Annotated in this window: 28 protein-coding genes and 1 CRISPR repeat array; of the genes, 11 read left to right on the top strand and 17 right to left on the bottom strand. The window is 66.7% G+C overall.

The genetic code is table 11. The features are described from left to right. Positions 1-51 precede the first annotated feature (51 nt). The 12 genes from BKA16_RS05365 to BKA16_RS05310 all read right to left on the bottom strand — a co-directional run bounded on the left by BKA16_RS05365 (position 52) and on the right by BKA16_RS05310 (position 11907). Positions 52-687 carry a hypothetical protein gene (locus tag BKA16_RS05365; protein WP_183369691.1) on the bottom strand — a complete coding sequence of 212 codons (636 nt, stop codon included), beginning with the start codon at positions 685-687 and terminating at the stop codon, positions 52-54. After that, complete coding sequence (locus BKA16_RS05360) at positions 687-1640, bottom strand: hypothetical protein (RefSeq protein WP_183369690.1); 954 nt, start codon at positions 1638-1640, stop codon at positions 687-689. The genes BKA16_RS05365 and BKA16_RS05360 overlap by 1 nt, the downstream gene beginning before the upstream one ends. After that, positions 1604-3025: an MCE family protein gene (locus BKA16_RS05355; RefSeq protein WP_183369689.1), complete on the bottom strand. Its 1422-nt coding sequence runs from the start codon at positions 3023-3025 to the stop codon at positions 1604-1606. Before BKA16_RS05355 ends, BKA16_RS05360 begins: the two co-directional genes overlap by 37 nt. Beyond that, positions 3025-4296, bottom strand: coding sequence for an MlaD family protein (locus BKA16_RS05350; RefSeq protein WP_183369688.1), 1272 nt, complete (start codon positions 4294-4296; stop codon positions 3025-3027). Before BKA16_RS05350 ends, BKA16_RS05355 begins: the two co-directional genes overlap by 1 nt. Continuing rightward, complete coding sequence (locus BKA16_RS05345) at positions 4293-5549, bottom strand: MCE family protein (RefSeq protein WP_183369687.1); 1257 nt, start codon at positions 5547-5549, stop codon at positions 4293-4295. The genes BKA16_RS05350 and BKA16_RS05345 overlap by 4 nt, the downstream gene beginning before the upstream one ends. Before the next feature lies 1 nt (position 5550). Beyond that, positions 5551-6762: an MCE family protein gene (locus tag BKA16_RS05340; RefSeq protein ID WP_183369686.1), complete on the bottom strand. Its 1212-nt coding sequence runs from the start codon at positions 6760-6762 to the stop codon at positions 5551-5553. Further along, the gene (locus BKA16_RS05335) at positions 6750-7805 is read right to left on the bottom strand and encodes an MCE family protein (RefSeq protein ID WP_183369685.1); all 1056 of its coding nucleotides are present in this window, start codon (positions 7803-7805) and stop codon (positions 6750-6752) included. Before BKA16_RS05335 ends, BKA16_RS05340 begins: the two co-directional genes overlap by 13 nt. Further along, a complete protein-coding gene (locus BKA16_RS05330; RefSeq protein WP_183369684.1) occupies positions 7798-8973 on the bottom strand; it encodes an MCE family protein in 1176 nt (391 codons plus the stop codon). Before BKA16_RS05330 ends, BKA16_RS05335 begins: the two co-directional genes overlap by 8 nt. A gap of 7 nt (positions 8974-8980) precedes the next feature. Further along, positions 8981-9832, bottom strand: coding sequence for an MlaE family ABC transporter permease (locus BKA16_RS05325; RefSeq protein WP_183369683.1), 852 nt, complete (start codon positions 9830-9832; stop codon positions 8981-8983). Between the two features lie 2 nt (positions 9833-9834). After that, a complete protein-coding gene (locus BKA16_RS05320) occupies positions 9835-10599 on the bottom strand; it encodes an MlaE family ABC transporter permease (protein WP_183369682.1) in 765 nt (254 codons plus the stop codon). 103 nt (positions 10600-10702) lie between these two features. Beyond that, on the bottom strand, positions 10703-11593 hold the full coding sequence (locus BKA16_RS05315) for a 3-oxoacyl-ACP reductase (protein WP_183369681.1): 891 nt from the start codon (positions 11591-11593) through the stop codon (positions 10703-10705). Between the two features lie 125 nt (positions 11594-11718). Continuing rightward, positions 11719-11907: a ferredoxin gene (locus BKA16_RS05310; protein WP_183369680.1), complete on the bottom strand. Its 189-nt coding sequence runs from the start codon at positions 11905-11907 to the stop codon at positions 11719-11721. 123 nt (positions 11908-12030) lie between these two features. Between BKA16_RS05310 and BKA16_RS05305 the strand changes: the two genes are divergently transcribed. Genes BKA16_RS05305 through BKA16_RS05295 form a run of 3 tightly spaced genes read left to right on the top strand, consistent with a single transcriptional unit; the run spans position 12031 to position 15850 of the window. Further along, entirely contained in the window at positions 12031-13215 is a 1185-nt protein-coding gene (locus tag BKA16_RS05305; RefSeq protein ID WP_183369679.1) for an acyl-CoA dehydrogenase family protein, read from the top strand. 23 nt (positions 13216-13238) lie between these two features. Then, positions 13239-14327, top strand: a complete 1089-nt coding sequence (locus tag BKA16_RS05300; protein WP_183369678.1) for an acyl-CoA dehydrogenase family protein — start codon at positions 13239-13241, stop codon at positions 14325-14327. Then, positions 14324-15850 (top strand): AMP-binding protein, encoded by a 1527-nt coding sequence (locus BKA16_RS05295; protein WP_343067285.1) that lies wholly within the window; start codon positions 14324-14326, stop codon positions 15848-15850. The genes BKA16_RS05300 and BKA16_RS05295 overlap by 4 nt, the downstream gene beginning before the upstream one ends. Positions 15851-15860: 10 nt before the next feature. Here BKA16_RS05295 and rpsR read toward each other — a convergent pair whose 3' ends face one another. Genes rpsR through rpmB form a run of 4 tightly spaced genes read right to left on the bottom strand, consistent with a single transcriptional unit; the run spans position 15861 to position 16793 of the window. Continuing rightward, a complete protein-coding gene (rpsR, locus tag BKA16_RS05290) occupies positions 15861-16088 on the bottom strand; it encodes a 30S ribosomal protein S18 (protein ID WP_183369677.1) in 228 nt (75 codons plus the stop codon). After that, the gene (gene rpsN / locus BKA16_RS05285; protein WP_183369676.1) at positions 16088-16393 is read right to left on the bottom strand and encodes a 30S ribosomal protein S14; all 306 of its coding nucleotides are present in this window, start codon (positions 16391-16393) and stop codon (positions 16088-16090) included. Before rpsN ends, rpsR begins: the two co-directional genes overlap by 1 nt. Continuing rightward, on the bottom strand, positions 16393-16560 hold the full coding sequence (rpmG, locus tag BKA16_RS05280; protein ID WP_183369675.1) for a 50S ribosomal protein L33: 168 nt from the start codon (positions 16558-16560) through the stop codon (positions 16393-16395). Before rpmG ends, rpsN begins: the two co-directional genes overlap by 1 nt. Continuing rightward, positions 16560-16793 (bottom strand): 50S ribosomal protein L28, encoded by a 234-nt coding sequence (gene rpmB, locus BKA16_RS05275; RefSeq protein WP_183369674.1) that lies wholly within the window; start codon positions 16791-16793, stop codon positions 16560-16562. The genes rpmG and rpmB overlap by 1 nt, the downstream gene beginning before the upstream one ends. A gap of 114 nt (positions 16794-16907) precedes the next feature. Between rpmB and mrf the strand changes: the two genes are divergently transcribed. Both mrf and BKA16_RS05265 read left to right on the top strand, forming a co-directional pair. Next, positions 16908-18266, top strand: a complete 1359-nt coding sequence (mrf, locus tag BKA16_RS05270; RefSeq protein ID WP_183369673.1) for a ribosome hibernation factor-recruiting GTPase MRF — start codon at positions 16908-16910, stop codon at positions 18264-18266. Further along, on the top strand, positions 18263-18508 hold the full coding sequence (locus BKA16_RS05265; protein ID WP_183369672.1) for a type B 50S ribosomal protein L31: 246 nt from the start codon (positions 18263-18265) through the stop codon (positions 18506-18508). The genes mrf and BKA16_RS05265 overlap by 4 nt, the downstream gene beginning before the upstream one ends. A 62-nt stretch (positions 18509-18570) precedes the next feature. On the opposite strand, the gene BKA16_RS05260 is transcribed toward BKA16_RS05265, so the two are convergent. After that, complete coding sequence (locus BKA16_RS05260) at positions 18571-19704, bottom strand: NAD(P)H-dependent flavin oxidoreductase (RefSeq protein WP_183369671.1); 1134 nt, start codon at positions 19702-19704, stop codon at positions 18571-18573. 59 nt (positions 19705-19763) lie between these two features. Between BKA16_RS05260 and BKA16_RS05255 the strand changes: the two genes are divergently transcribed. The 6 genes from BKA16_RS05255 to BKA16_RS05230 all read left to right on the top strand — a co-directional run bounded on the left by BKA16_RS05255 (position 19764) and on the right by BKA16_RS05230 (position 25575). Next, positions 19764-20573, top strand: a complete 810-nt coding sequence (locus BKA16_RS05255) for a crotonase/enoyl-CoA hydratase family protein (protein ID WP_183369670.1) — start codon at positions 19764-19766, stop codon at positions 20571-20573. A gap of 68 nt (positions 20574-20641) precedes the next feature. Then, complete coding sequence (locus BKA16_RS05250) at positions 20642-21058, top strand: PaaI family thioesterase (RefSeq protein WP_183369669.1); 417 nt, start codon at positions 20642-20644, stop codon at positions 21056-21058. A gap of 1 nt (position 21059) precedes the next feature. Next, entirely contained in the window at positions 21060-21656 is a 597-nt protein-coding gene (locus BKA16_RS05245; protein ID WP_183369668.1) for a TetR family transcriptional regulator, read from the top strand. Positions 21657-21819: 163 nt separating this feature from the next. Continuing rightward, positions 21820-22091: direct repeats of the CRISPR family, unit length 28 nt; unit sequence GTCTTCCCCGCGCACGCGGGGGTTGTCC. A gap of 589 nt (positions 22092-22680) precedes the next feature. Further along, positions 22681-23127: an ADP-ribosyltransferase family protein gene (locus BKA16_RS05240; protein WP_183369667.1), complete on the top strand. Its 447-nt coding sequence runs from the start codon at positions 22681-22683 to the stop codon at positions 23125-23127. Positions 23128-23602: 475 nt separating this feature from the next. Further along, entirely contained in the window at positions 23603-24262 is a 660-nt protein-coding gene (locus tag BKA16_RS05235) for a type I-E CRISPR-associated protein Cas6/Cse3/CasE (RefSeq protein ID WP_183369666.1), read from the top strand. Then, positions 24259-25575: a type I-G CRISPR-associated protein Cas7 gene (locus BKA16_RS05230; RefSeq protein ID WP_183369665.1), complete on the top strand. Its 1317-nt coding sequence runs from the start codon at positions 24259-24261 to the stop codon at positions 25573-25575. Before BKA16_RS05235 ends, BKA16_RS05230 begins: the two co-directional genes overlap by 4 nt.

The following is a 25575-nucleotide window of genomic DNA, read 5'->3' as shown; positions in this document are numbered from 1 at the left end:
TTGGAACCGAGTACTCGATTCCGACCGGCGGAGTACGCGTTTGTACGCCGATCAAGGAGCAGGTGCGGGCGTGCTCGGCGCGGGTGTGCTCGGCGCGGGTGTACTCGGTGCGGGCGTGCTCGGTGACGGGATCGGCACGGCGTTCGACGGCGGCGCACCGTCGGACTGCTGCACGCGGGACGACAACGAGTCGTCGGTGAGGATGTCCATCACGCTGATCAACCAGCGGCCGTCGCGTCGGACCATGTCGTAGACGATCCGGCTCTGATCGATCTGCACATTGTCCGTGTCGGTGTTCCGTGACGCCGACAGGTTCAGGAACACCAAGACCTTGGCGGTGTCGCGAGTGTTCTCCATGACGCCGGCGCCTTGAATCGTCGGCGTGGCGACGATCTTGTCCTTGCGGACCAGCTCGGCCATCTCGTAGTCGACGACGTTCTTCTGGAACTCGTCCTTGGCGGTGCCGGTCAGGATGGCCATCGACTTGTTGATGGTGTCCGACACCGTCTTCGGATCCCGTTCGAACAGGGTGATCGTGTAGGCCCGGGCCGCGGCGAGAGCGCTCGTACGCGCGTCCTCCTCCGCCTGCTTGCCCCAGAATCGGATGCCGGTCACCACCGCGGCCGCGATCGCGACCACCAGGAGCACTCCGACGCCTGCGATCACCCACCGTGTCTTCGTTCGCATCAGTCCACCCAATCGATGCTGGTCATCTTCAGCTCGTCATTGATCCGGGTGACGCCGATCCGAGCCCGGAACGAGGTGTCGGTCGGCTTGTCCGGCGCTTCCGGGAACGTCGCGTGCCAGGCGAACACCACCAGGACCGACGCCGAGTCGCCGTCGAACTTCTCGACCGCCGACGCCGCGATCGTCGTCTTGGTCTTCACATCGTCTTCGCGGATCAGGTCGGTGGCCTGCTTCATCGACTCCCGCATGTCCTGCAGCACCCGACCGCTCGTGTGCTTGTTCATGAACTCGAGCATCGCGTCGGCGTTGTCCGGGTTGAGCGTGGTCAGATTGACCACCGCCTGCTGCGCGAACTGGTCGTACTCGGTACGCAGCGCCTGATCGTCGTCGATCCGTGCCGACAGCACGCTGAAGACGATCGTCGCGGCGATCGCCGCCACCAGCAGCAGGGCTCCGAGGACCGACGAGACGACCACCAGCGTCGTCCCGCGCGAGGAGCCCGTCCCGATCGGCGCCTTCACCGAGGTGCGACGCGCCCGATAGGAGACGCCCCGGTCCCGGTCGTCCGCGGACACCGCGACGGTGTCGTCGGCCGCGTCTGCCGCGTCGGTCTCCGGGGTCTCGACTCCGGTCGACCCGCTGGCATCGCTCGCCTCACCGGACTCGCTCAACTCACTGGCATCGCTCGCCTCGCCGGGGTCGCTCAACTCGCTGGGATCACTCGACCCGATGGGATCGCTCAGCTCACTGGAATCGCTTGAGTCGAGGGCATCGCTCGACGCGCTGGCATCGTTCGACTCACCGGACTCGAACGGGTCCGGCGACTCGCGGCCGCGGCGCGCCGACGTCTTGCGACGACGCGAGAGCGGACTGGACTTCTCGACCAACTTCTTGCGTGGGCCGTCGGGCTCCGGGTTCAGGAGTCCGCCGCCTTCGTGATCAGCTCGTACCATTTCGTCTTCTGCTCGCGGTCCTTCCCGGCGTCGGTCGAGTACATCTTGCCGTCCGGGCCGATGAACTTCCCCGACTCCGGATCGTACGTGGTCGCATAGGTGGCCGGCGACGGGTCATAGTCGCTCGGTGTACCGGGTACGACGTACCCGGCGGGCTGTTTGGGCAGGTCGGTGCCGGGAAACCCGTTCGGCAGCGCGACGTTGTCGCGCGGGGACGGTGTGAAACCGGTGCGGCACTCCTCTGGAGTCGGCGCGCGACGGCCGGGGAACTCCACGCACGGGAAGTTCCGGGCGCCGCGCACCGAGGTCTGCGCATCCTGCGGGAGACGACACAGCATGCCCGGCGGCAGATCCTGCGGCGCCGTCTCCGACGGGAACCGCCACTTGTCGGGCGGGAGGAAGCCCACCGAGCAGGTCGGCGGATCCTGGAATCCGAGGGTGAAGTTCACGTTCGGCCCGTGCCGGTTGGAACCGGTGTTGATCGCGGTGATCAGCGCGGACAGCACGCGCGGATACAACACGATGGTCTGCCGCAGATTCGGCAGATAGATCCGCTGGGTCTGCGCCGCCACCTTCAGGTTCGACATCCCCGTGATGAACCCGGGCCCCATGTCGTCGAACAGGTCCTTGGCCTGATTCGCCACGCCTGGTCCGTTCACGAGGATGTCGGTGATGTCCGGGCGGCTCGCGCGGAGCTGATCGGTCACGGTCGTCATGTCCTTGGTCCAGCTGCGGATCTGCGAGGCCGTGCGATTCTGGGTCTCGAGGATCGGGCCGGCCTCGGTCACCAGGTCGATCGCGGCGTCGACGTTCTTGTGGAAGGCGCCCACGAACAACACCATCGAGTCCATCAGCCGCGACAGGTCGTCGGCGGTGCCGTTGAACGCGGTGAACGCCTCGTCCATCACCGCGCGCAGCTTCGTGTCACCGACATCGGCGAGGAGAGCGTCCGCCTGATCGAGCATCGTCGAGATCTCCACCGGTACGTCGTCGGTGGACACCGTGGCACCGTTCGACAACAGCTGAGAGGACGGGTCGGCGGGCGGGGTGAACTCGACGAACTGCTCACCGATCGCCGACACGCTGCGGACCGCGGCCGCCGAGTTCGCCGGGATGTCGGTGCCCGTGTCGATTCTCAGCTGCGCCTCGACGCCGTCGCCGGTGAGTCGGACTCCGGACACCTTGCCGACGTTCACACCGCGGAAGCTGACGTTGGCGTTCTTGTACAGGCCGCCGGTCACCGGCATCGTGACGTTCACGGTGTACGAACCGAGCCCGAACATCTGCGGTACGCGGATGTAGAAGACGGCGACGGCGATCAGCGAGATCACCGAGACGATGCTGAACACGATCAGCTGCATGCGGACGAAGCCGGTGATCTTCATCAGTTGGCTCCGTTCTTCGTGCTGGGCGTGGCGGGCCGCACCGGCGCGCTGGTGCTCGGCTTGGGGTTGGCCGGATCCTTCTTCTCGGTCGTCGTCGGACCGGGCACGAGCGGAGTCCGGAACGGATCGGTCCCCCGCTTGGCGCCGGCCGCGGGCTTGCCGAACACCGCCTCCGGTCCCGTGGTCACCGAGGCGACCATCGTCTTGTTGAGTCGACTCCAGGTCAGATCGAGCACCAGGTCGGAGTTCACGTAGTCGCCCTTGACGACGGTGGGGATGTTCTCTTCGAGGAACGGGAACGTCAACAGGATCCGCAGCGAGTTCGCCAGCGCGGGTCCGGTCTGCGAGAGCTGTTCGAGGAGTTTACGCAGGTCTGGGACGATCGACTTGATGTCGTCGCTGTTCTTGTCGAGCACCGCGTTGACCGTCGACGACAGGTCGCCGACGTTGCCGAGCGCGGTGGTGAGGTTCTTGCGCTGGTCCACCAGCAGCTGCAGGATCTCCGGGCCCGACTGCAGGGCCCGTTCGACGGTGGGCGTCTGCGCGTTGATCGCCGCGGTCAGTCGGTCCAGGCCCGACATCGCAGAGATGATGTTCCCGGTCTGCGCGTCCAGGTCGGACACCAGGGTGTTCAGTCTCGGTACCAGTGTGCGCAGTTCGTCGTCGTGTCCTCCGAACACCTGGCTCAGCTCGTGCACCACGTCGCCGACCTGGGAGAGTCCTCCGCCGTTGAGGACCACCGACAGCGAGCTGAGCACCTGTTCCGTGGTCGGATACATGCAGGGATCCACCTGCTGCGCCGCATTGATGTCGGGAACCGGCTTGGCCGCCGGTGCGGCGATGTTCTGCTGGTCGGGGCAGTTCGGCAGCGCGAGGCCGCCGCCCGCCGCGAGGTAGGAGCCGGTCGGGTGCTCCGGCGGCACGATCTCGATGTGCGACGAGCCGAGCACACTGGTCATGCCGATCATCGCGTGCGACCCGGTCGGGACCTTCACGCCTTTCTCCAGACGCAGGGTCAGTTCGGCGCTCCAGTCCTTGATCGTGATGTCGCCGACGCTGCCGACGGTCGTGTCGTGGAGCATCACCGGCGCGTTGCGGACCAGCCCGGCCGCGGACGGGACCCGCGCGGTGATCGTGTAGGCGCCGTCGCCCGTGCCGCGCGCTCCTATCGACGACAGCGCCGACACCGGCTCGTTGCTGCACGCCGCGACGGGCACCAGCAGGAGGGCGCTCACGGCGAGCGCCGCGAGGCGGAAGCGTCGGCCGGTCATCGGTCACCTCCGAACGGCACGAGGAGCTTGGCGAGCGGATCGGGCGCCGCGTCACGGCTGACCTGATCGCGTTCGATGACACCGCGGCGGGCGCGCGCCCGGACGCTGGCGTCCTGATAGGTGATCTGGTCGGGCATCGCGGTGCGGCCGATCACCGGATTGGCCATGAACGGCGGGTAGTTCACGACGATGTCCTTCATGATCGGCGCGATCAGGTCGACGCACTGCTCGATGTCGGCGTCGGTGTCGCCGGGGCGTTTGGTCGAGGCCATGGAGCCGCAGAGCATGGTGATGAGGTTGTTTCCCATGCCGAGACCGAACACGCCGTCGAGGGAGCCCGTCAGCGGGTTGTAGATGTTGAAGAAGTTCGCGAGCTGCGTGGGCGCCGAGTGCAGCAGACCCCGCAACTGCTCGTCCTTCTTACGGAGGGTTCCGGTGAGCTGCGCGAGTTTATCGACGGTCGAGGTGACCGTGGAGCTGTTCTCGCCGAGGAAGCCGTCGAGTTCGCCGATCGCCTCGTTGAGGTTGGTCATCGCGTCGCCGAGCTGCTGACTGCTGTCGGCGATCACACTGGAGACCGAGGCCATGCGCCCGTTGAACTGGACGAGCTGTTCGTGGCTGGTCGAGAGCTCATCGGTCAGCTTCTGCAGACTCTTGACCGTGGCGAACACGTCGTCGCGGTTGTCGGCGAGTGTGCCCATGACCGTCGACATCTGCCGGATCGACTCGGCGATCGCCGCGCCGTTCCCGTCGAGGTTCTCATCGAAGACGTCGACGGCACGGGCGGCCACTCCCTTGTCGGGGCCGTCGGGACCGATCGCCTCGGTGAGCTTGGACAGTTCCTTCTTGACGTCGTCCCACTCCATCGGGACCGCGGTGCGCTCCATCGGGATGTCGGCGTCGTCGGACAGCTCGGGGCCGGAGCTGTAGCCCGGCGTCAGCTGGATGAAACGCCCGGACACCAGCGACTGGGCGACGATCACCGCGCGCACGTCGGCGGGGATCGGCGTGTCCTTGTCGATGCGCATGACGACCTTGACGTCGCCTTCGCGCGGCTCGATCGAGGTGATCGTGCCGATCGGGACGCCGATGACGCGCACCGAGTCGCCCTCGTACAGGCTCGCGACGGTCTTGAAGTACGCGGTGATGGTCCGGTGCGTCGCCCGCTGCACACCGAAGAAGACGCCGCAGGCGATGAGGACGAGCACGACCAGGCCCGCGACGATCGCCCACGTCTTACGTGTGATGCTCATGTCAGCGGCCTCCCTTCGAGGTCGTGGGTGCGGGCGTCTGCGTCTTCTGCGGGATCGGCGTCGGGTAGGCGCGTTTGGGCTGCTCGTCGGGCAGATCGGGCGCGTCCGAGTCGGGCCCCTGATTCCAGTTCTTCGGCAGCAGCGGGAAGCCGGAGAAGTCGTAGAAGTACTTCGCGGCCTCCGGGTACTTGCGCTGCAGCACCTTCAGGAAGGTGCCCATGTAGTCGCCGAACGTCGGCAGGCCGACGAGCGAGGAGAAGTAGGGGCCGGAGCTGACGGCCTCACCGAGCGTGTTGGCGTACGGACCGAGGTTGTCGATGGCCTTGCTGAAGTTGTCCTCGTTGTCGTTGAGGATGTCGAGCACACCGTTGAACTTCTCCAGCACCGGCCGGAGTTGCTCCTGGTTGTCCTGGATGAAGCCGGTGATCTCGGCGGCCACGTCACGGGTGCCGCTGATCAACTGGCGGATCGCCTCGCGCCGCATCTGCAGCTCGCCGAGGAGCGCGTTGGCGTCGATCAGCATCTGACGGATCTGTTGACTGCGCTCGGCGACGACGTCGCTCACTCCGCGAGCCTGCTTGAGAAGGTCGTTGAGCGCGTTGTCGCGATCGGCGATCGCCTTCGACACCCTGCCGACGCCCTCGACCGCACCGCGGACGTTGTCCGGGGTCTTCTCGAATGCGTCGGTCATCGTCGACAACGCCTTGTTGAGCTGATCGGTGTCGGTCCGCTCCAGGGTCGACGTCGCGTCGTCGAGGGCGTCCGAGAGCGAGTACGGCGACTCGGTGGCGTCGACGGGGATCGAGCCGCCCGGTTTCATCCGGGCGTCGCCGATCGGCGTCAAGGTCAGGTTGCGGCGGCCGAGGACCGTCTCGGTCTTGATCGACGCTCGGGTCCGGTCGCCGAGTTCGACGGTGTCGTTGAGGCGGAAGCCGATCCGCGCCTGCATTCCGTCGTCGGTCTGCGCCAACGAGATCTTCTCCACCTTGCCGACCTCGATGCCCGCGATGATGACGACGTCGCCCGGGACCAGACCACCCGCATCTTCGAAGTACACGTCGTAGGTGCTGACCTGCGACAGGAACGGAAGCCGATCCATCTGCAGGGCGCTGATGACGAGCATCGCGGTGACCAGCACGCCGATGACGCCGACCGATGCCTTCGACCGCGCGGTACGCCGGTCCGGGGTCTGTTCGTCGCTCACTGTGCGCACCTCCCGCCGGCCTGCGTCTTGTCGCCCATCGCGTCGATCGCGGTGAAGTAGTACTGCGTCTTACCGGGGCCCGGCAGCAGCAGACGGATACGGCAGAAGTAGATCTGCAGCCACGAGCCGTAACTGCCCAGGTTCGAGAGTCGTTTGAAGTCGCCGGGGAGACGGCCGAGCAGGTCGCGGATGAAGTCCTCGGACTTGAGCGCGTTGGCCGACGTGGTGCCGAGGTCGGTCAACGCCTTCTTGGTGTCGGGGCGGATCACGCCCATCAGATCGGCGAGCCCGGTGGTGGCCGACGCGCTCTGCGTGATCGACCGGCCGATCACGTCCTTGTCCTCCGCCAGGCCGCTGATCAGTTGTTGGAGCCGGTCGACGCTCTGGTCGAGGCCCTTGTGATCGGCTTCGAGAGTACCCAGCGTGGTGTTCAGATTGTCGATCACGCTGCCGATCAGCTGGTCGCGGTCGGCGAGGCTGTTGGTGAACGACGACGTGCTCTCCAACAGCGCGTTCAGCGATCGCCCCTGTCCCTGGAACACCGCGATGAGCGCCGACGACAGCTGATTGACCTCATCGGCGTCCATGGTGCGGAACAGCGGTTTGAACCCGCCGAGCAGCTTGTCCAGGTCGAGGGCCGGTTCGGTGTGATCGATGCCGATCTCGTCGCCGGGCGCCAGGGTGTCGTTCAGGTCGCCCGCCCCGGGCTGCAGCTCCAGGTATCGATCGCCCGTCAGGTTCTGGTACCGGACCAGCGCCCGCGCCGACTTCGGCAGGCGGTAGTTCTCGTTGACGGTGAACTCGATGCGTGCGGTGTTGTCTCTAGTCAGGTCGATGCTCTTGACCGTGCCGACCTCGACGCCCGCGATCTGCACCGAACTGCCGGACTTCATCGACGACGCGCTGGTGAACAGCGCGCGGTAGGTGTTGGAGCCGCCGCTCTGGTACTTGCTGAACACCACGACGAGGCCGACCAGGACCAGCACCATGACGACGACGAACGTACCGAGTTTGATGACTGTCGCGCGGAACGCGCGAGCGCGCTTATCCACGTGGCGTCCCCCCGAACAGCAGGTTGAAGAGCTTGTTGCTCTGCACCTTCGGTGTGGTCCGCGGCTGATACGGCTGCTCGGCGTTGTCGATCACGTAGAACGGGATCTTCTCCGTGGAGTGGATGTCCGACAGTCCGCCCTGGCAGGTCGGGGGGCCGTCGCCGCCGACCTCGGGGAGGTCCTGCGGGTACCGGTACGGGTCCTGGCCGGGGATCAGTCCGGCGTCGAGGAGCAGCATTCCGTTGCGGCCGCCCAGGAGCGGTCCGGCGATGTCGGCGGCGTCGCTGGCACCGGTGATGAAGCAGCGCAGGCCCGGCGACTGATAACCGAGAAGGTCCATGACGGGGTTGAGATCGGACAGGGTGCTCATCAAGTCCTTCTTGCTCGTGCTGAGCACTCCGTTGCCGCTGCGCGCCATACCGCTGACGTTGATGAGCAGCCGGTCGAGGTTCGCGGAGTTCTCCACGAGCGTGTTGCCGACGACGGTCGCGTTGTCGACGGTGCGCATCAGGTCGGGCATCACGTCGGCGTACACGTTCGTGGCGTCGGCCGCCTCGTCGAACAAACGGTTCAGTTCGGGCAGATGCTTGTTGGTCTTGCCGAGGATCTCGGTCAGTTGGACCACCGCGTCGCCGATCTGCTTGCCCTTGCCCGACAGCGCGTCGTCGACGGCGCCGAGAACCACGTTGAGCTTGTCGGGTTCGGTCTGTGCGAGGAGTCCCACGAGTTGCTGGTAGACGGTGTTGAGTTCCACGACGACGTGGTCGGCGGAGATCTCGTCGCCCGCGGCGAGGCTGCCGTGCCCGCCGTCGGCCGGAACCACCAGGTTCACGGCCTTGGCTCCGAACACGGTGTTCGACTTGATGTCGGCGCCGATGTTCGCGGGAATCCGAGACATCTGGCCCGAGTCGATGTGCAGAACGAGTTCGGCCCGGTCGCCGTCGGTCTTGACCTCGGCGACGCGACCGACGGTGACTCCGCGCAGCTGCACCTTGGCGTCCGGATTCATCACCAGACCGGCGCGCGAAGCATGCAGGATCACCGTCGTGGTGTCCTTGAACCAGCCGAGGAACTGGCCTGCGGCGAGCACGATCACCGCGACGATCGCGCCGACCATGATCGTCGCCGCGGTCTTGCGCACACCGTTCCCGCGTGCCCTGTATGCCATGTCCCGATCACCCGGCCAGATTGAAGTTGCCGTCGGCGCCGTAGATGGCCAGCGACGTGAGCAGGGTGATGACGACGACCACGACCAGCGACGCGCGTACGGCGTTGCCCACGGCGACCCCGACGCCGACGGGTCCGCCCGACGCGTTGAAGCCGTAGTAGGTGTGGATGAGCATGACGGCCACGGCCATGCAGATGGCCTGTACGAACGACCACAGGATGTCGGACGGGATCAGGAAGGTCGAGAAGTAGTGGTCGTAGACGCCGCCCGACTGCCCGTACAGGATCACGGTCGCGAATCGACTGGCGATGAACGAGGCGAGGGCCGCCAGTGAGTACAGCGGGATGATCGCGACCAGACCCGCGACGATGCGGGTGCTGACGAGGAACGGGATGGACGAGATCGCCATCACTTCCAGAGCGTCGATCTCCTCGCTGACGCGCATGGCGCCCAGCTGCGCCGTGGCACCCGCACCGATCGTGGCCGCGAGCGCGATGCCCGCGATCACCGGGACCGCGATGCGGACGTTGATGAACGCCGAGAAGAAGCCGGTCAGCGCCTCGACGCCGATGTTGGCCAGCGAGCTGTATCCCTGGACGGCGATGGTGCCGCCGGTGAACAGGGTCAGGAAGCCGACCACGACGACGGTGCCGCCGATCATGGCCAGCGCGCCGGTGCCCATCGAGATCTCGGCGATCAGACGGAGCGTCTCCTTCTTGTACAGGCGGAGCGCGCGCGGGATCGCGACGATCGAGTCCCAGTAGAACAGAGCCTGGTCGCCGATCTTGTTCCAGTCCTCGCCCGCCCGTTTGACGGCGACGCGCGCGGTGAGGAGTCGTACTGTGCCGGGAAGTACCATGATCAGCCCATCGTCGCCTTGAGTCCGACCGCGGTGACCACCACGTTCACCACGAACAGCGCCATGAACGAGTACACGACGGTCTCGTTCACCGCGTCGCCGACTCCCTTGGCGCCACCTTTCACATTGAGTCCGCGATAGCAACCGACCAGGCCCGCGAAGAGTCCGAACAGGGCGGCCTTGATCATCGAGATGATCAGCTCGCCGAGGCCGGTGAGCAGGGTCAGATTCGCGATGAACGCACCGGGGTTCACGTCCTGCAGGTACACGGAGAACACGAATCCGCCGGCTATGCCGATGGTGCAGACCAAGGAGTTCAACAGCAGTGCGACGCCGGTGGATGCGACGACGCGTGGAACCACGAGGCGATGGATCGGATTGATGCCGAGGACCCGCATCGCGTCGATCTCCTCGCGGATCGTGCGTGCGCCCAGGTCGGCGCAGATCGCCGTCGCACCGGCGCCGGCCACGATGAGCACGGTGACGATGGGGCCGATTTGCGTGATCGTGCCCAGCGCCGCACCCGCTCCGGACAGGTCCTGGGCGCCGATCTCCCGAAGCAGGATGTTCAGCGTGAAACTGACGAGGACGGTGAAGGGGATGGCGACGAGGAGGGTCGGGACGAGAGAGACGCGGGCGATGGCCCACGACTGTTCGACGGTCTCCCGGAACTGGAACGGTCTGCGGAACAGCTCTCGGGCCGATTCCACACCGAGAGCGACGAAATCACCGACGCCGTTCATAGGAGCAGCCAGCTTGGTCAGCAAGTCTTCTCCTCCCAGCGGTGCACGAAACCTATCATGGTCCCCCGATCCCGCAGCGGCACAATTCGACATCGACGATTCACTGCGGTATGGCCTGTCTATCCCATTAGTCCATCAAATCGGACGCGGAAAATGTCGCGTTCGAACCCTGTGACGCGAAATAGTCTGAGATCGTGCCAGACATTGCGCCCTGGTCCCATTCCTCACCGTCGGCGACGAACACCTCGCGGACGGTCGGCGCCGCCATGAGCATCACTTTCGGGCCGTAGACGACGAACACCTGACCGGACACCTTAGCGGCCGCGGGGCTCGCCAAGTAGCGGACGAGTCGGACGACGTGCTCCGGTGCGAGCGGGTCGACGGCACCGTCCGGTGCGTCTCCGAAGACGTTCGCGGTCATGGCGGTGCGAGCGCGCGGACAGATCGCGTTGGCGGTCACCCCGTACCGGGCCAACGCCCGCGAGGCCGACAGGGTCAGCGCGGTGATGCCGGCCTTGGCCGCCGCGTAGTTCGCCTGACCGGCCGGACCGAGCAGCCCGGCCTCCGACGAGGTGTTGATCAGCCGTCCGAAGACCGGCGCACCCGCCGCCTTCGACGCGGCCCGCCAGTGCGCGGCCGCGTTCCTGTTCAACAGGAAGTGCCCGCGCAGGTGCACGTTCACCACGAGATCCCACTCGTCGTCGGACATGTTGAACAGCATCGTGTCGCGCGTGATCCCGGCATTGCTCATCACGATGTCCAGGCCGCCGAGATCGTCGACGGCGGTCGCCATGATGGCCCGTGCGGTGGCGGCCTCGGAGATGTCCCCGGCGACGGGGACGGCCCGGCCGCCCGCCGCGGCGATCACGTCGATCACGTCGCCGGCGTCCAGCGCCGACGCGAGATCGTTGACGATCACCGTCGCCCCGTCGGCCGCGAGTCCGATCGCCTCGGCCCGGCCGAGTCCGCTGCTCGCGCCGGTGACGACGGCCACCTTGCCGTCCAACGTTGCACCCACTTGTCGTCCTTCTCATCGGGGCGCACGCTTGCGCGCCCGGTGGTTCGATCGACTAACACTAGAACATGTTCTAGTCGGTTGCGCGAGCATCTCCGCGAAAGACGTTCTGGGAGACCCTCGTCGAATCATTCGATCGACAGCGCCGACCGCGGGCACGAGGCGACCACCTGGCGCATCTCCTCCGCACGGGAGTCAGGCAGATCCTCGTCGAGAATCACCAGGTAGTCGTCGTCGTCCAGATCGAAGACGTCGGGCGCCATGCCCACGCACACCGCGTTCGACTCGCACAGATCGAAATCGCATTTCACTCGCACAGCATCCTCCTGAAGATCCCCGCCCGCTGGTTGACGGAACGGCGTCCTTCACGTTAGAACGTGTTTCAGAAGTAGCCAAGCCCGCAGACGCGTCAGCGTCCCGAGGATCGCAGGAGAGCACCCATGCGGATCGCGTACACAGCCGAGCAGGAGGAGCTGCGACGCGAGTTGCGCGCCTACTTCGACGGCCTCATGACCACCGAGCGCCGCGCGGCGCTGACCGGGGGCGACGGCGAACTCGGGGAGGGCGACGCCTATCGGGACGTGGTGCGGCAGATGGGATCCGACGGTTGGCTGGCACTGGGCTGGCCGACCGAGTTCGGCGGCGCGAACCGATCGATGATGGACCAGCTGATCTTCACGGACGAGGCCGCGATCGCGGGTGCTCCGGTGCCGTTCCTGACCATCAACTCGGTGGCGCCGACGATCATGCACTACGGAACCGACGAGCAGAAGGAGTTCTTCCTGCCGAAGATCGCGGCGGGCGAACTGCACTTCTCGATCGGCTACTCCGAGCCGGGTGCGGGCACCGACCTGGCGTCGCTGCGCACCACTGCGGTCCGCGACGGCGACGAGTACGTGATCAACGGGCAGAAGATGTGGACCAGCCTGATCCCGTACGCCGACTACGTGTGGCTGGCGTGCCGGACCGATCCGGACCAGTCGAAGCACAAGGGGATCTCGATGTTGGTGATGCCGACGTCGGCCGAGGGATTCTCGTATACGACGGTCCACACGATGTCCGGCGTCGACACGAGTGCGACCTACTACCAGGACGTGCGGGTGCCGACGAGTGCGATCGTCGGACAGGAGGGCGGCGGCTGGTCGCTGATCACCAACCAGCTCAATCACGAACGCGTCGCGCTGTGCAGCGCGGCCCCGATCCAGACCGCGTTGAACGAGACGATCGCGTTCGCGCGGGAGCAGAGTCGGGGCGGCGAACGATTGATCGACCTTCTGTGGGTGCGGGCCAATCTTGCGCGAGTGCACGCGAAGGTGGAGTTCCTCAAGCTGGTGAACTGGAAGATCGCGTCGATCGCGGCGCAGGGCGGTTCGCCGTCGCCCGCGGACGCATCGGCCACCAAAGTGTTCGGCACCGAGTTCGCCACCGAAGCGTACCGCCTGTTGATGGAGGTCGTCGGCCCCACCGCGACGCTGCGGCAGAACTCCCCCGGCGCCCATCTCAGCGGTCGACTGGAGCGCTACGCCCGGACGTCGCTGATCCTGACCTTCGGCGGCGGCACCAACGAGATCCAACGCGACATCATCGGCATGGCCGCGCTCGGCCTGCCTCCCGCCCGACGCTGACCCGACTGCTCAGGAGAACTCTCATGGACTTCACTCCCACCGAGGCGGCAGCGGACCTGACCGGCCTCACCACCGACATCACCGCGCGGCTGGCGACCCCCGAGGTCGTCGCGCGGCTCGAATCCGAGAACGCACCGATCGACGCCGATCTGTGGCGCGAGATCGCGGGCGCCGGACTGCTCGGCCTCGGTGCGCCGTCGTCGGTCGACGGCGCGGATCTCACCGCGATGGAGACGACGGCGGTGGCGACGGCGCTCGGGCGCGCGCTCGCGCGTGTCCCGTATCCGCAGCATGCGGTGGCAGCCGTCCCCCTGCTCGCCGAGTTCGGCGGCGACGGCGCCGCGGACCTTCTGGCGAAGGCCGTCGGCGGCGACGCCGTCGTGACCGCGGCCGTCGAAGAGGATCTGGGCTTCGATCTGCTCGCACCGTCGACCGCACTGACCGGCGGACGGGTCACCGGAACCAAGGTGAACGTCCCGTACGGCGCCGCCGCGCACGCGTTTCTGGTGATCGCCGAATCCGACGGCGCGCCCGTCGTCGCGGTGGTCGAGGCCGGGCCGGACGTTTCGGTGGTCGAGACCCCCTCGACCGGCCTGACGCCGATCCACGAGGTGACCTTCGCCGACGCACCGGCCACCGTTCTCGAGGGCGGCGCACGGACCGCCGCGCGAGCCCGCGACCTGTTGCGGCTCGGGGTGGCCGCCGACCAGTCCGGAGTGGTGGCCGGGGCGCTCGCCGCGACCGCGGAGTACGCCCGCGACCGCGAACAGTTCGGCCGCAAGATCGGCTCGTTCCAGGCCGTCGCGCAGCGCTTGGCCGACGGATACATCGACGGGCAGGGACTCGCGTTGACGGTCGCGCAGGCGGCGTGGCTGCTGGCCGAGGGCTCCGACGACGCGCAGGTGCGGGCCGCCGTCGACACCGCCGCGTTCTGGACGGCCGAGGCCGGGCACCGGGTCGCCCACACGACCGTGCACGTGCACGGCGGCGTCGGCCTGGACACCTCGCATCCCGTCCACCGGTTCTTCTTGCGCGCCAAGCAGAACGAGTTCACCTACGGGTCGGCGCCGGTGGTGCTGGGCGAGCTCGGCGCGGCGCTGGCCGCTCGGTGACGACGTCCCCCGGACCGCCGAGTGTCGCGGTCACCGATCCGATCACGCTCGGTCAACTCCTCGAGCCGTTGGTCGACGTCGACGATCGGGGCGTCTGGTTCGACGGAGGCTTCACGTCGTGGCGCGACCACCTGCGCGACGCACGCGGGCTCGCAGCCGCCGTCCGGACGATGCTCGATCCGGCCCGGCCGCCGCACGTCGGGATCCTGGCGGCCAACTCACGAGAGTTCTCCGCACTCTTCGCGGCCGCCGCGCTCGGCGGCTTCGTCCTGGTCGGCCTGAACTCGACTCGCCGAGGCGAGGCGTTGGCGGCGGACGCCGCCCTCGCCGACTGCCAGACGATCCTCGTCTCCCCGGAGTACGCCGAAGCGCTTCCGCGCGTTCCCGGCGCTCGGATCGTGGATCTCGGCTCGGATCGGTGGACGGCGGCGGTTGCCGCGAACAGCCCGGACGACTTCGCTCCGGTGTCCGCTGACCCCGACGGCCTGGTGATGCTGATCTTCACCTCGGGCACCACCGGGAATCCGAAAGCGGTGCGGTGCAGTCAGCGGAAGTTCGCCGCAGCGGGCGCCATGCTGGCCGACCGGTTCGGCATCGGGCCCGACGACGTCGCCTACCTGTCGATGCCGATGTTCCACTCCAACGCGATGATCGCGGGGTGGTCGGTGGCGACCGCGGGCGGTGCGTCGATCGCGATCGCCCCGACGTTCTCGGCGCGCGGATTCGGCGACGACGTGCGGCGCTACGGCGTCACCTATGCGAACTACGTCGGCAAACCGCTGCACTACATTCTGGCGACACCGGAGCGACCGGACGATCACGACCTGCCACTGCGCATCATGTACGGAAACGAGGCGTCCGCCACCGACCGCGCCGAGTTCGCGCGGCGATTCGGCGCACGGGTCGTCGACGGATTCGGCTCCACCGAGTCGGGCGTCTCGATCTCGCGCACCCCGGACACGCCCGACGACGCGCTCGGCCCGCTCGTGGCGCCGAACGCCGTCGTCGATCCGGACACGTCCGAGCCGGTGCCGCCCGGGACGGTCGGCGAGATCGTGAACTCGTCCGGCTCCGGGCTGTTCGACGGGTACTACGGCGACGAGGCCGCGACCGCCGAACGCACGCGCGGCGGCATGTACCGGACCGGCGACCTCGGCTGGGTCGACGACGCCGGATACATCCACTTCGCCGGCCGCATCGGCGACTGGCTGCGCGTCGACGGCGAGAACCTCGGCACCCGCCCCATCGAGACCGTGCTGAAGCGTCACCGGTCCGTCGTCGACGCGATCGTCGTGGGGGTGCCGACCGACATCGGCGACGCCGTCGGCGCGGTGCTCGTCGCACCCGGGCTGGATCGGACCGCGTTCGACGAGTTCCTCGACGCACAGCCCGATCTCGGTCGCAAACAGCGCCCGACCCTGGTGTGGGTGGTGGACACGATTCCCGAGACCGCGACGTTCAAGACGGCGCGCGCCGCGTTGGTGGCGTCGTTGGGCGAGCCGAGTTGGTCCGTCGACGGCTGAGCCTCGCGCTCTACCGGCTCCCGAACGGCAGCAGCGCCATCTCGCGGGCGTTCCGGACCGCGGTCGCGAGTTGCCGCTGCTGCTGCGGGGACAGTCCGGTCACCGCACGTGCGCGGATCCGCCCCCGCTCGGTGAGGAATCGACGCAGGACCTCGGTGTCCTTGTAGTCGAAGGTCAGGTTCGGGTCGGCCTTGCGGCGCGCCTGCTGCGTGCGGGGCGCACGCTTCTTGTTCGCCATCACCAGCTCGACTTCGTGATCCCGGGCAGTTCGCCACGATGCGCCATCTCACGGAAGCGGACTCGGGAGAGTCCGACCTTGCCGATGTACCCGCGCGGACGACCGTCGACGGCGTCGCGGTTGCGCAGCCTCGTCGCACTGGCGTCCCGCGGCTGCCGCGCCAGCTCGGCGCGAGCCGCCGCGATCTGCTCCGCGCTGCTCGACGGTGATGCGATGACCGCCTTCAGCTCGCTGCGACGCTCCGCATAGCGCGCGACGGTCTCACGTCGTCTCTGCTCCTTCACGATCTTGCTCTTCTTGGCCATCAGCGCTCCTCTTTGAATTCGACGTGGCGTCGGACCACCGGGTCGTACTTGCGCAACACCAGGCGGTCCGGATCGTTGCGACGGTTCTTGCGGGTGACGTACGTGTATCCGGTGCCGGCCGTCGACTTGAGTTTCACAACGGGCCTGATGTCGGTGCTCTTCGCCATTACAGACGCCCCGCAGCCTTGACCCGCGCGATCACGGCATCGATCCCGTCGCGATCGATGGTCTTGATCCCGGCCGCGGACACCCGCAGGGTGACGCTCCGCCCCAGCGACGGAACCCAGTACGTCTTGCGTTGGATGTTCGGGCGCCACTGTCGCGATGTGCGGCGATGGGAGTGCGAGACCTTCTTCCCGAATCCGGGGACTCGCCCGGTGACTTGGCATTCGGCGGACACATGCGCTCCTTCTTATCGGTAACGATTCGCATTAAGTGCTCACGCCACGCTACAGTCGGAACAAATGAAATGGAAATCGTGTTCATTAGAACGTCAGCGATGAAGGAGCCTCGAATGACCGACACGCCCCGCCGCACGCCGGTGACGCTGGTCGCGGGACTGAACCGGACGATCAGCGCACGTATCGCGTACACACTGCTGGAGCCCGGTACCACCGTGGTCTCACACGACCTGCGCGACGTCGCGTCCGGTCGCGTGACGCGAGTGGAGCACCGCATGTCGCTCGACGGTGTCGACACGCTGACCATCGACGACGTCGAGCTCGAGCACGGATGCGTCTCGTGCACACTGCGCCTCGATCTGCTTCCGATGCTCCGTGTCCTGCATCGCGACGCCGATGTGGAGCGGATCGTCGTGCTGCTGGATCCGGCCGTCGAACCGGAGCAGCTGGCCGTCGAGGTGGCCGGAACCATCGTCGAGGCGCCGGACGTACCGGACGCACCCGCGGGTGTCGACGTGGTGATCACGTCGACACTGTGCGGTGTGGACGCGCGATCGTGGCTCCAGGATGCGACCGGCGACGTCACGCTCACCGAAGCCGAGGTCACCACGCTCGAGGACGAGCGGACGCTCGCCCAGCTGGCCGTCGCCCAGGTCCGGTTCGCCGACGCGATCGTCATCGAGGGCGCCGACGGGGTGGAGAGCGGCTACGATCTCGCCCGGTTGCACGCGGTCCTGACCAGGCTCGCGCCCGCCGCCGGGATGCGGACGCTCAACTCCCAGCAGGCGCTCACGCGCGAGATCGTCGAAGGCTCACTCGGGTCGATGACGCCGGGGACACCGCATGGCCGCCCCACCCAGCCGTTCGATCCGCTGCTCATCGGCGGTCCGGACCTCGAGGAGGACTGCGGCGTCCAGTTGGTGTCGTTCGAGGCCGACCGACCGTTCCACCCCGAACGGCTGCACGATCGGCTCGACGTGCTGCTCGAGGGCGTCGTCGCCGCCCGCGGACGCATGTGGTTCGCATCCGACCCGGACGACGTGATGTGGCTCGACTCCGCCGGGGGCGCCCTGTCGATCCTGCACGTCGGAACGTGGTTGGCCTGCGTCGACGACCACTCGGGCGTCGACGCCGAGCACCGCGCCATGGCGGCGCTGCGCTGGGATCCCGAGCACGGCGACCGACACATCGCACTGACCGTGCTGTGCCATCGCGCCGATCCGCACGAGGTCCGGCAAGCCCTTGTCGAGGCGCTCGTCACCGACGACGAACTCGCCCGCGGTCGGCCCTACCTGACCGGCTTGCCGTCGCCGTTCGGCCACGCGCACCGCGATCCGTGCGAGGACATGGACGTCTCCGCCGACCCGGCGGAGCCCCTCGCCGCCGACCTGACGGAGTACCCCTCCGCCGGTCGAGCAGAATACCCCTCCGCCGGTCGAGCGGAGTCGAGACCAGAAGGAGAACAACGATGAAATCCGGAATCCACCCCGACTACCATCCCGTCGTCTTCCGTGACGCGGCCACCGGCAGTCAGTTCCTCACGCGGTCGACAGCGACCTCGGAGAACACCGTCGAGTGGTCGGACGGCAACACCTACCCGCTGATCACCGTCGACGTGACGAGCGATTCGCACCCGTTCTGGACCGGTGCACAGCGCGTCATGGACTCGGAGGGCCGCGTGGAGAGGTTCAAGCGCCGCTACGGAATGACGTAACGGAGCGAGAACGTGCGCGAGAGGGCTCTGTCGGACTCTCTCGCGCACGGCCCGTCTCCGCATCAGTCCAGCGTCGCGGCGATCCGCGCCGCAGCTCGGCTGTACTCGCTCACCAGTCCGGAGATCATCTCCTCGACGGGGACGATCTCGTTGCATCGACCGACGATCTGCCCGGCGGGCATCGCCACCACACCCGGATCGTCGGCCAGCGAGATACGCGCGTGCGCCTCGCCGACCAGCAGGTTCTGCAGGGGCATCGGCAACGGTTCGGGAGCTCCGGCGGCGTCCCACGCGTCGGTCCACTTGGTCTTGAGCAGCCGAGCGGGTTTGCCGGAGTAGATCCGGCGGCGCACGGTGTCTCGCGAGGTCGCCGCGAGCAGCGCCTGTTGAACGGTCGACGGTCCGTCGCCGGTGGCCCCGAGGTCGTACTCGGCCGCCGTCAACCAGTACGTCCCCATCCACACGCCTTGAGCCCCGAGTGCGATCGCGGCGGCCATCTGCCGTCCGCTGCCGACACCGCCCGCGGCGAGGACCGGCGCGCGATCGCCGAGGGCGTCGACGAGTTCGGGCCACAGGATCATCGAGGTCACCTCGCCCGTGTGTCCGCCTCCCTCATATCCCTGCGCGATCACGATGTCGACGCCCGCGTTCACATGGCTGAGGGCGTGCTCCTTTGCTCCGGCGAGCGCCGCGACCTGCACGCCGTTCTGATGCGCCGTCTGAATGACGTCCTCCGGCGGTGATCCGAGCGCATTGGCGATCAGCTTGATCTGCCCGTACCTGCGTGTGTGCTCCATCGCGACGTCGACGTGCGAGCGGGCCACCGAGTGCAGCCAACCGAGAACACCGGTGTTGACGCGATCGCCGCCGTCCGGCAGCGGCGGTACGCCGAGGTCGTCGAGCGTCCGTTCCACGAAGGCCCGATGCTCCGGTGGGATCATCGAGTCGAGATCGAGCTTCGACCCCTCGGTGGGGATCTTCGCAGGCATCACGACGTCGACGCCGAAGGGCTTGCCGTCGGTGTTCTCGTGCATCCATTCGAGGACCTCGTCGAGTTCTTCGGCCTCGTTGAAGCGGACGCAGCCGAGCACGCCCATCCCACCCGCGCGGCTGATCGCGGCCGCCACGTGCTGGCTCGGTGTGAACCCGAAGATCGGGTACTCGACGCCGAACTTCTCACTGAGATCAGTCTTCATGGCTCAAAACTAGAACGTGTTACTGTTCCTCGCAAGGCATTCGCGAGACCGGAGGAACCATGACCGAACAGACCGCAGTCGACGTCGCGTCGGAGTGCCTCGTCGAGAAGCGCGGGCACATTCTGATCGTCACGATGAACCGCCCGCAGGCACGTAACGCCCTGTCGACGGAGATGATGACGATCATGGAGCAGGCGTGGGACCGGGTCGACGCCGACCCGGACATCCGCGTCGCGATCCTCACCGGCGCCGGCGGCTACTTCTGCGCGGGCGCGGACCTCAAGTCGATGAACAAGACCGCCCCCGGCGACAAGTTCTCCGAGGGCGGCTGGGACCTCACGAGGCTGCCCGCACTGCTGAAGGACCGACGTCTGACGAAACCACTGATCGCCGCGGTCGAGGGCCCGGCGATCGCCGGCGGCACCGAGATCCTGCAGGGCACCGACATCCGCGTCGCCGCCGAGAGTGCGAAGTTCGGTGTCTCCGAGGCCAGATGGGGACTGTTCCCATTGGGCGGCAGCGCCGTTCGCCTCGTGCGCCAGATCCCGTACACCGTCGCCGCCGACATCCTCCTGACCGGCCGCCACATCACCGCCACGGAGGCCGAGCGGTACGGTCTGGTCGGCTACGTCGTGCCCGACGGAACCGCCCTCGACAAGGCACTGGAGATCGCCGATCAGATCGCCGGGAACGGCCCCCTCGCCGTCCAGGCGATCCTCAAGACCATCCGCGACTCCGAGGGACTGCATGAGGAGGAGGCGTTCAAGATCGACGCCGAACTCGGCAAGGCCGTCTTCCAGTCGGCGGATGCGAAGATCGGCCCCCGCGCGTTCGCGAACAAGGAGACGCCGGTCTTCACCGGCGAGTGATCCGCCGTGGGGCGGCGGTGCTCCGATAGTGCTTGACAAGCCATTTATTAGCGACCACTCTCTAATATATGGACTTCGAGACAGCACGTCAGGTACTGGCCGCCCAGCCGTTCAGCGAGCTCCTCGGCGCCCGCCTCGCAGCATTCGGCGACGGCGAGGCCGTTCTGGAGGTGCCGGTGGACGACCGCTTCCGTCAGCAGTACGGCCTGATCCACGGCGGAGTGCTCGCCTACCTCGCCGACAACAGCCTCACGTACGCGGCCGCACTCGGTCTCGGCCCGAGCGTTCTGACCAGTGGATTCACCATCGATTACGTGTCCGGTGTCCGCGAAGGCGCGACCCTTCGCGCGACCGCCGAGCTCGTCCATTCGAGCCGCCGGAAGGCCACCGCGCACTGCCGGATCGAGGTGGTCGACGACGCCGGGGCCGCGAAGCTCTGCGCCGTCGCCCAAGGCACCGTGCTGGCGACCGACCGAGCCGCCTGACGTGGGGCGTCGTGCGAAGTTCACCGCCGACGACCTGCTCGACGCCGCCCTGCGGATCGCCCTCGACGACGGTCCGTCCGCCGTCACCGCCTCCGCCGTGGCACAAGCGAGCGGCGCACCGTCGGGGTCGGTCTATCACCGCTTCGCCGGCAGCGACGAGATTCTCGCCCGACTCTGGCTTCGCACTATCGTCGAGTTCCAGAGCGGCTTCGTCGAAGCCCTCTCCCGCGACGACACTCTCGCCGCAGCCGACGCGACGATCGCCTACGTCTTCTCCTGGTGCGACGCCAACCCTGGCAAGGCGAGGCTCCTGCTAACCTTCGACGAGCGCGAGATCGGCCGTCGCGCGCCGGAGGCCGTCACTCAGGAGCTCCGCGATCACAACGACGCGGCCCGCCGCTCCGTCGCCGACTGGACTCTCCGCCACTTCGGCTCCACTGACACGGAGCACTTCGACCGCGCGGTGTGGGCCCTCGTCGACCTGCCCTACGGCGCCGTGCGTCGACATCTGCCCGACGGGCGGCCTCGCGCCTGGCTGCGCGAGGCCGTAGTCGAGTCGGCGCACCGTGCGATCGGGCAGCCGCGCTCTACCCGCTGATTCGCCGTCGGCGATCAAACGTGGGATCACCCCGGCGCGAGTCAGTGGGTAACGTGCCGTATGTCGGCAATTCGTCACACCGCAATGCCTATCGGCTCGCCGATTCCTCGAGAAAGTGAATGTGAACCTACATTTCGGCGCGAATCACCCCAGGTCAAGAAGTGTCTTCCCCGCGCACGCGGGGGTTGTCCCACCCACTTGCCCGGTGTCAGAATCCACGTGTGGTCTTCCCCGCGCACGCGGGGGTTGTCCGCTCACCCACACACACGTCCACCAATCGGTTAAGTCTTCCCCGCGCACGCGGGGGTTGTCCCCGAGCGATCGAAGAGTTCCCCGGTCGGATCGGGTCTTCCCCGCGCACGCGGGGGTTGTCCCACTCGGCTGGGAACGCACCTACCTCAGAGCCTGTCTTCCCCGCGCACGCGTGGGTTGTCCCCAGGCGACCTCGGCCCCGTTCGGCTCGGATGCGCCTTCCCCGCGCACGCGGGGGGGTTGGCCTCTCCGGCAGCAACGGCGTGTGCTGCGGGTCGTGTCTTCCCCGTGCATGCGGGGGTTGGCTCGCGACGAGCTTCCCGCCGCGGGCACCGGTCGCGTCTTCCCGCGCACACGGGGGTCTGGCGCGGGATGGCTTCAAGCCTCGTCTTCCCCACGCACGCCAGGGCTGGCCCGCGCGACCAGCGATCACCGTGCGCTTGGCCGCGACCCCGTGCATGCGAGATAGGTCCAACCCGCCGATGGCCGAGATACTCGAGGCCACGCTTCCCCGCGCATGCCGGGGTCCACCCGGAGGCCTCCGCCAACCGTGCTCCCCCACAGGTTGGCGTCAGAGACAAGCCCACAAGAAACTTCCGATCGACCCGGGCACTCCACCAGCAGCAATTAGAGTGAAACGATCGATAACGACATTTCGCAGGATGGTCCCGCGGACCGCGACTCCGACGCACTGACTTCATATCTCAGCGCTGTCGCCCGATCACTCGCCGCATCACCGACTGAGATCCACGCAATACGTCGGTGGCAGGCGATGGATCGCTTCTACCAACGCGTACAGAACGTCGAACGTACGGACTCCGACGACGCGGAAGCGGAAGAGGTCCTCGACGTCCTCGATGCGTTGATCGCTCGGAGCCCCCTTTCTCGTCCCATCACGGTCTGGCGTGGCCTTCGCAACGTCGAGACAGTGTTTGGCACGAACCTGGATATCACCTCGCTGCAAGGACGGATCGTCGATACGCAAGGCTTGATGGCCACGAGCACGTCACGCACCGCTGCAATCGACTTCACTTCACCAGGTAGGCCCCCGGCATTGCTGCGCGTGCGCGTTCCATACGCATTCGGACATCTATGGGTGGCAGAACTCGGCGACCCCGACCTCGCCTACCAGCGTGAAGTGTTGATCCACCCCAAACATCTCGTTATCGTTGATGTGATCGGCGAAGATTTCCCCGTCATATCCGCTGAAGTGAGGTGAGGGATCACATGGCAAGTCCGAATGAGCGACTCTTCGATGACTCCACCTTCGTCCCGTTCGGTGAGACACGTGGACTGCCGAACAGCCTCGGACAACTACTGGCTGAACTCGAGCTGACAACATCGCCTGAGCCCGCCGTCCGAGCAGGTGTCTCGCGGTGGCTCTCGCTCCATACTCCATCTCAGAAGCTGGCACGTAGCATCCGACGTCGCGGCTACGGAGACCTGTTGAAAATAAACGCCGCCTGACCGCGCTGTCCGTCAAGCTCCATCCCGCGCGTGCGCGCAGTATCCGCTCGTCCATCTGACACAACGGTCGATACAGGACTACTCAGCTTGAATCGCCGACCAAATCGAATGTATCTAAAGTTGTTTCTGATGGAAAACCCATTCATCTGATCAGAGTAAATCGGTCAAAAAGTCAAATAGCGCTGTCTCAAGCACCTACCCTGGCGTCACGACTCCGAGGAGGACCGATGCCACAGTCGCTCACAGACGTCCACGTATCGATCAGCGGGCCGATCGCTGCGGCCATGCACAACGACCGCCAACTCGGACACTCCCACGTGATGGCCTCGCTCCCGCCCGGTCTGGGAACGAGTCCGCGCAGTGCCGCGGGAGTCTTATGGCACATCGATCCGCGAACGCAACACCTCACGGTCAGATATCCCAGCGTTCCCGCAGGTGTGACGAATCTTGGAGTCGTGACCTCGCTCGCCTCCGTCGACATCGCCGAGCGCATGAGGATCGCCCTCTCGATCAACTGTCAGAAGACGCCGCCGGCTCGGCTCCCCCAGCATCTGCACGACGCGATCAAAGCCGAAGGCAAGGCTTACCGGTCGAGGATGGTGATCGTCCCCAAATCGGATCGCCCCGATTGGATCGCAAGACGTCTGTCTCGTATCGGGTTCGAGATCGAACAGGAGAGTCTGACGATCTCCAAGCTGTACTCGGCCCAGCTCGGACCACGGCGCCGCGGCCGCATACCGGCCGTCGACGTCACCGCGACCGGCACCGTGGTCGACGCTGAAGCATTCGGTGAAGCGCTCGCAGGCGGCATTGGCAAAGGAAAGAACTTCGGCCTCGGCCTCATCCGCACCTCCACCGCACTCACATCCCAAGGAGCACAGCCGTGACCACCCTGTTCGAGAACGTACGAGACCACGTCGCCGATCGCGGGTACGTCGCAGTGATCCACGAGTCCGACCAGTCGCCCACGAACGGCCCCGGCCGCCCGATCGCACCTCCCACATATGCGGGAGAGAAGGGAACGCCTGCCTTCGCGTTCACTGGCGACGCATACGTTCCGACACCTGATACAACCGGGTGGCACACGACTCTGCGCCGAGATTCCAACGGAGATCCCGTCCGTGCCGGCCGAGTCTGTGTCAGTTCGGTGCCGGCAGAGTCAGGTCGGGGTGAGGAAGCTCTGTGGCACTCGCAGAAGCGAATCGGTGTCACGCTCCCGGGCATCATCGTCGGCCCGCCGGCCGAAGCCGATGCCGACGCCGCGATCGCCCAGACACGCAAGAGCACCAAGAGCGCGTCGGCAGCACAACTCAATCAAGCCGAGGCCGAAGCGCGATCCGCCTTCAAAGACTTCGAAGTATCTACCTGGACCGCGGCCCATCGTCAGGCCGACGCATGGATCAAGTACGCGGCGAACCCCGACGACGGCTCGCAGATCTGGCAAGGCGGCGTGCTCCGTGACCTCATAACGTCGGCAAGTGTGTACGACGGCGATGCGCTGTACCGCCACTTTCCGAACTCTGGCTACGCCGGGATGTGGCTGTCGTCCGGAGTGTCTCGTCGCCACCGCATTCCACGCGCATACAGCTCCGAGATCGTCGGCTATGAAGCGACCGGAATCAGCAGGGCCGCAACAAAACTCGACGTCACTGGCGGCGCTTCCAGAGACACTGCACTCACCATCAAAGACGGAGAGCTCATCAATGCCAAGGGGCACAAACCGTCGGATCTCGGGTTCGGTCAGATCCCCACCTCCCCGCGCGAAACTCTGTTCCAGTGCGGGTTCATCCTCCAACAATCGTCGATCTCGCTGCCGGTCTTCCGCTCCTTCCAATACGCGGACGACGACGACAAACGCAAGGCGCGCGCAGCAGCAACCGTATACACACTGCTCGCGATCACCGCACACGAACTGGCAGCCGAGGACGCCTTCCTTCGCTCCGAATGCAGTCTGGTCCGAGGCGCCTCTCGCTGGGGATGGAGGTCGAGCGGAAACGGCCCCGAGAGCATCGAAACGCTTGAGGTGACCGACGCCGATACAGCGGCAGAAGCGCTCCGCGATGCCGTCGCCTCCGCCGCCGATGTCGGTCTCGCCTTCGCCGACCCTATCCATGTCCCGATGTCGCGAGTTCAGGCCGTCATCGTCGCCGAACGCGTCGCACGCGAGGTCTCGAAGTCGACGACCGAGAACGACGATTAA

The sequence above is a fragment of the Gordonia humi genome (assembly GCF_014197435.1).
In the GTDB taxonomy this organism is placed as follows: domain Bacteria; phylum Actinomycetota; class Actinomycetes; order Mycobacteriales; family Mycobacteriaceae; genus Gordonia; species Gordonia humi.
This window is presented reverse-complemented; position numbering and strand designations above follow the sequence as displayed.

Coding starts and splice junctions, on each gene's coding strand:
- BKA16_RS05365 (WP_183369691.1), bottom strand. CDS start 687: ATGCGAACGAAGACACGGTGGGTGATCGCAGGCGTCGGAGTGCTCCTG.
- BKA16_RS05360 (WP_183369690.1), bottom strand. CDS start 1,640: ATGGTACGAGCTGATCACGAAGGCGGCGGACTCCTGAACCCGGAGCCC.
- BKA16_RS05355 (WP_183369689.1), bottom strand. CDS start 3,025: ATGAAGATCACCGGCTTCGTCCGCATGCAGCTGATCGTGTTCAGCATC.
- BKA16_RS05350 (WP_183369688.1), bottom strand. CDS start 4,296: ATGACCGGCCGACGCTTCCGCCTCGCGGCGCTCGCCGTGAGCGCCCTC.
- BKA16_RS05345 (WP_183369687.1), bottom strand. CDS start 5,549: ATGAGCATCACACGTAAGACGTGGGCGATCGTCGCGGGCCTGGTCGTG.
- BKA16_RS05330 (WP_183369684.1), bottom strand. CDS start 8,973: ATGGCATACAGGGCACGCGGGAACGGTGTGCGCAAGACCGCGGCGACG.
- BKA16_RS05325 (WP_183369683.1), bottom strand. CDS start 9,832: ATGGTACTTCCCGGCACAGTACGACTCCTCACCGCGCGCGTCGCCGTC.
- BKA16_RS05305 (WP_183369679.1), top strand. CDS start 12,031: ATGCGGATCGCGTACACAGCCGAGCAGGAGGAGCTGCGACGCGAGTTG.
- BKA16_RS05300 (WP_183369678.1), top strand. CDS start 13,239: ATGGACTTCACTCCCACCGAGGCGGCAGCGGACCTGACCGGCCTCACC.
- rpsR (WP_183369677.1), bottom strand. CDS start 16,088: ATGGCGAACAAGAAGCGTGCGCCCCGCACGCAGCAGGCGCGCCGCAAG.
- rpsN (WP_183369676.1), bottom strand. CDS start 16,393: ATGGCCAAGAAGAGCAAGATCGTGAAGGAGCAGAGACGACGTGAGACC.
- rpmG (WP_183369675.1), bottom strand. CDS start 16,560: ATGGCGAAGAGCACCGACATCAGGCCCGTTGTGAAACTCAAGTCGACG.
- mrf (WP_183369673.1), top strand. CDS start 16,908: ATGACCGACACGCCCCGCCGCACGCCGGTGACGCTGGTCGCGGGACTG.
- BKA16_RS05265 (WP_183369672.1), top strand. CDS start 18,263: ATGAAATCCGGAATCCACCCCGACTACCATCCCGTCGTCTTCCGTGAC.
- BKA16_RS05260 (WP_183369671.1), bottom strand. CDS start 19,704: ATGAAGACTGATCTCAGTGAGAAGTTCGGCGTCGAGTACCCGATCTTC.
- BKA16_RS05255 (WP_183369670.1), top strand. CDS start 19,764: ATGACCGAACAGACCGCAGTCGACGTCGCGTCGGAGTGCCTCGTCGAG.
- BKA16_RS05250 (WP_183369669.1), top strand. CDS start 20,642: ATGGACTTCGAGACAGCACGTCAGGTACTGGCCGCCCAGCCGTTCAGC.
- BKA16_RS05240 (WP_183369667.1), top strand. CDS start 22,681: ATGGATCGCTTCTACCAACGCGTACAGAACGTCGAACGTACGGACTCC.
- BKA16_RS05235 (WP_183369666.1), top strand. CDS start 23,603: ATGCCACAGTCGCTCACAGACGTCCACGTATCGATCAGCGGGCCGATC.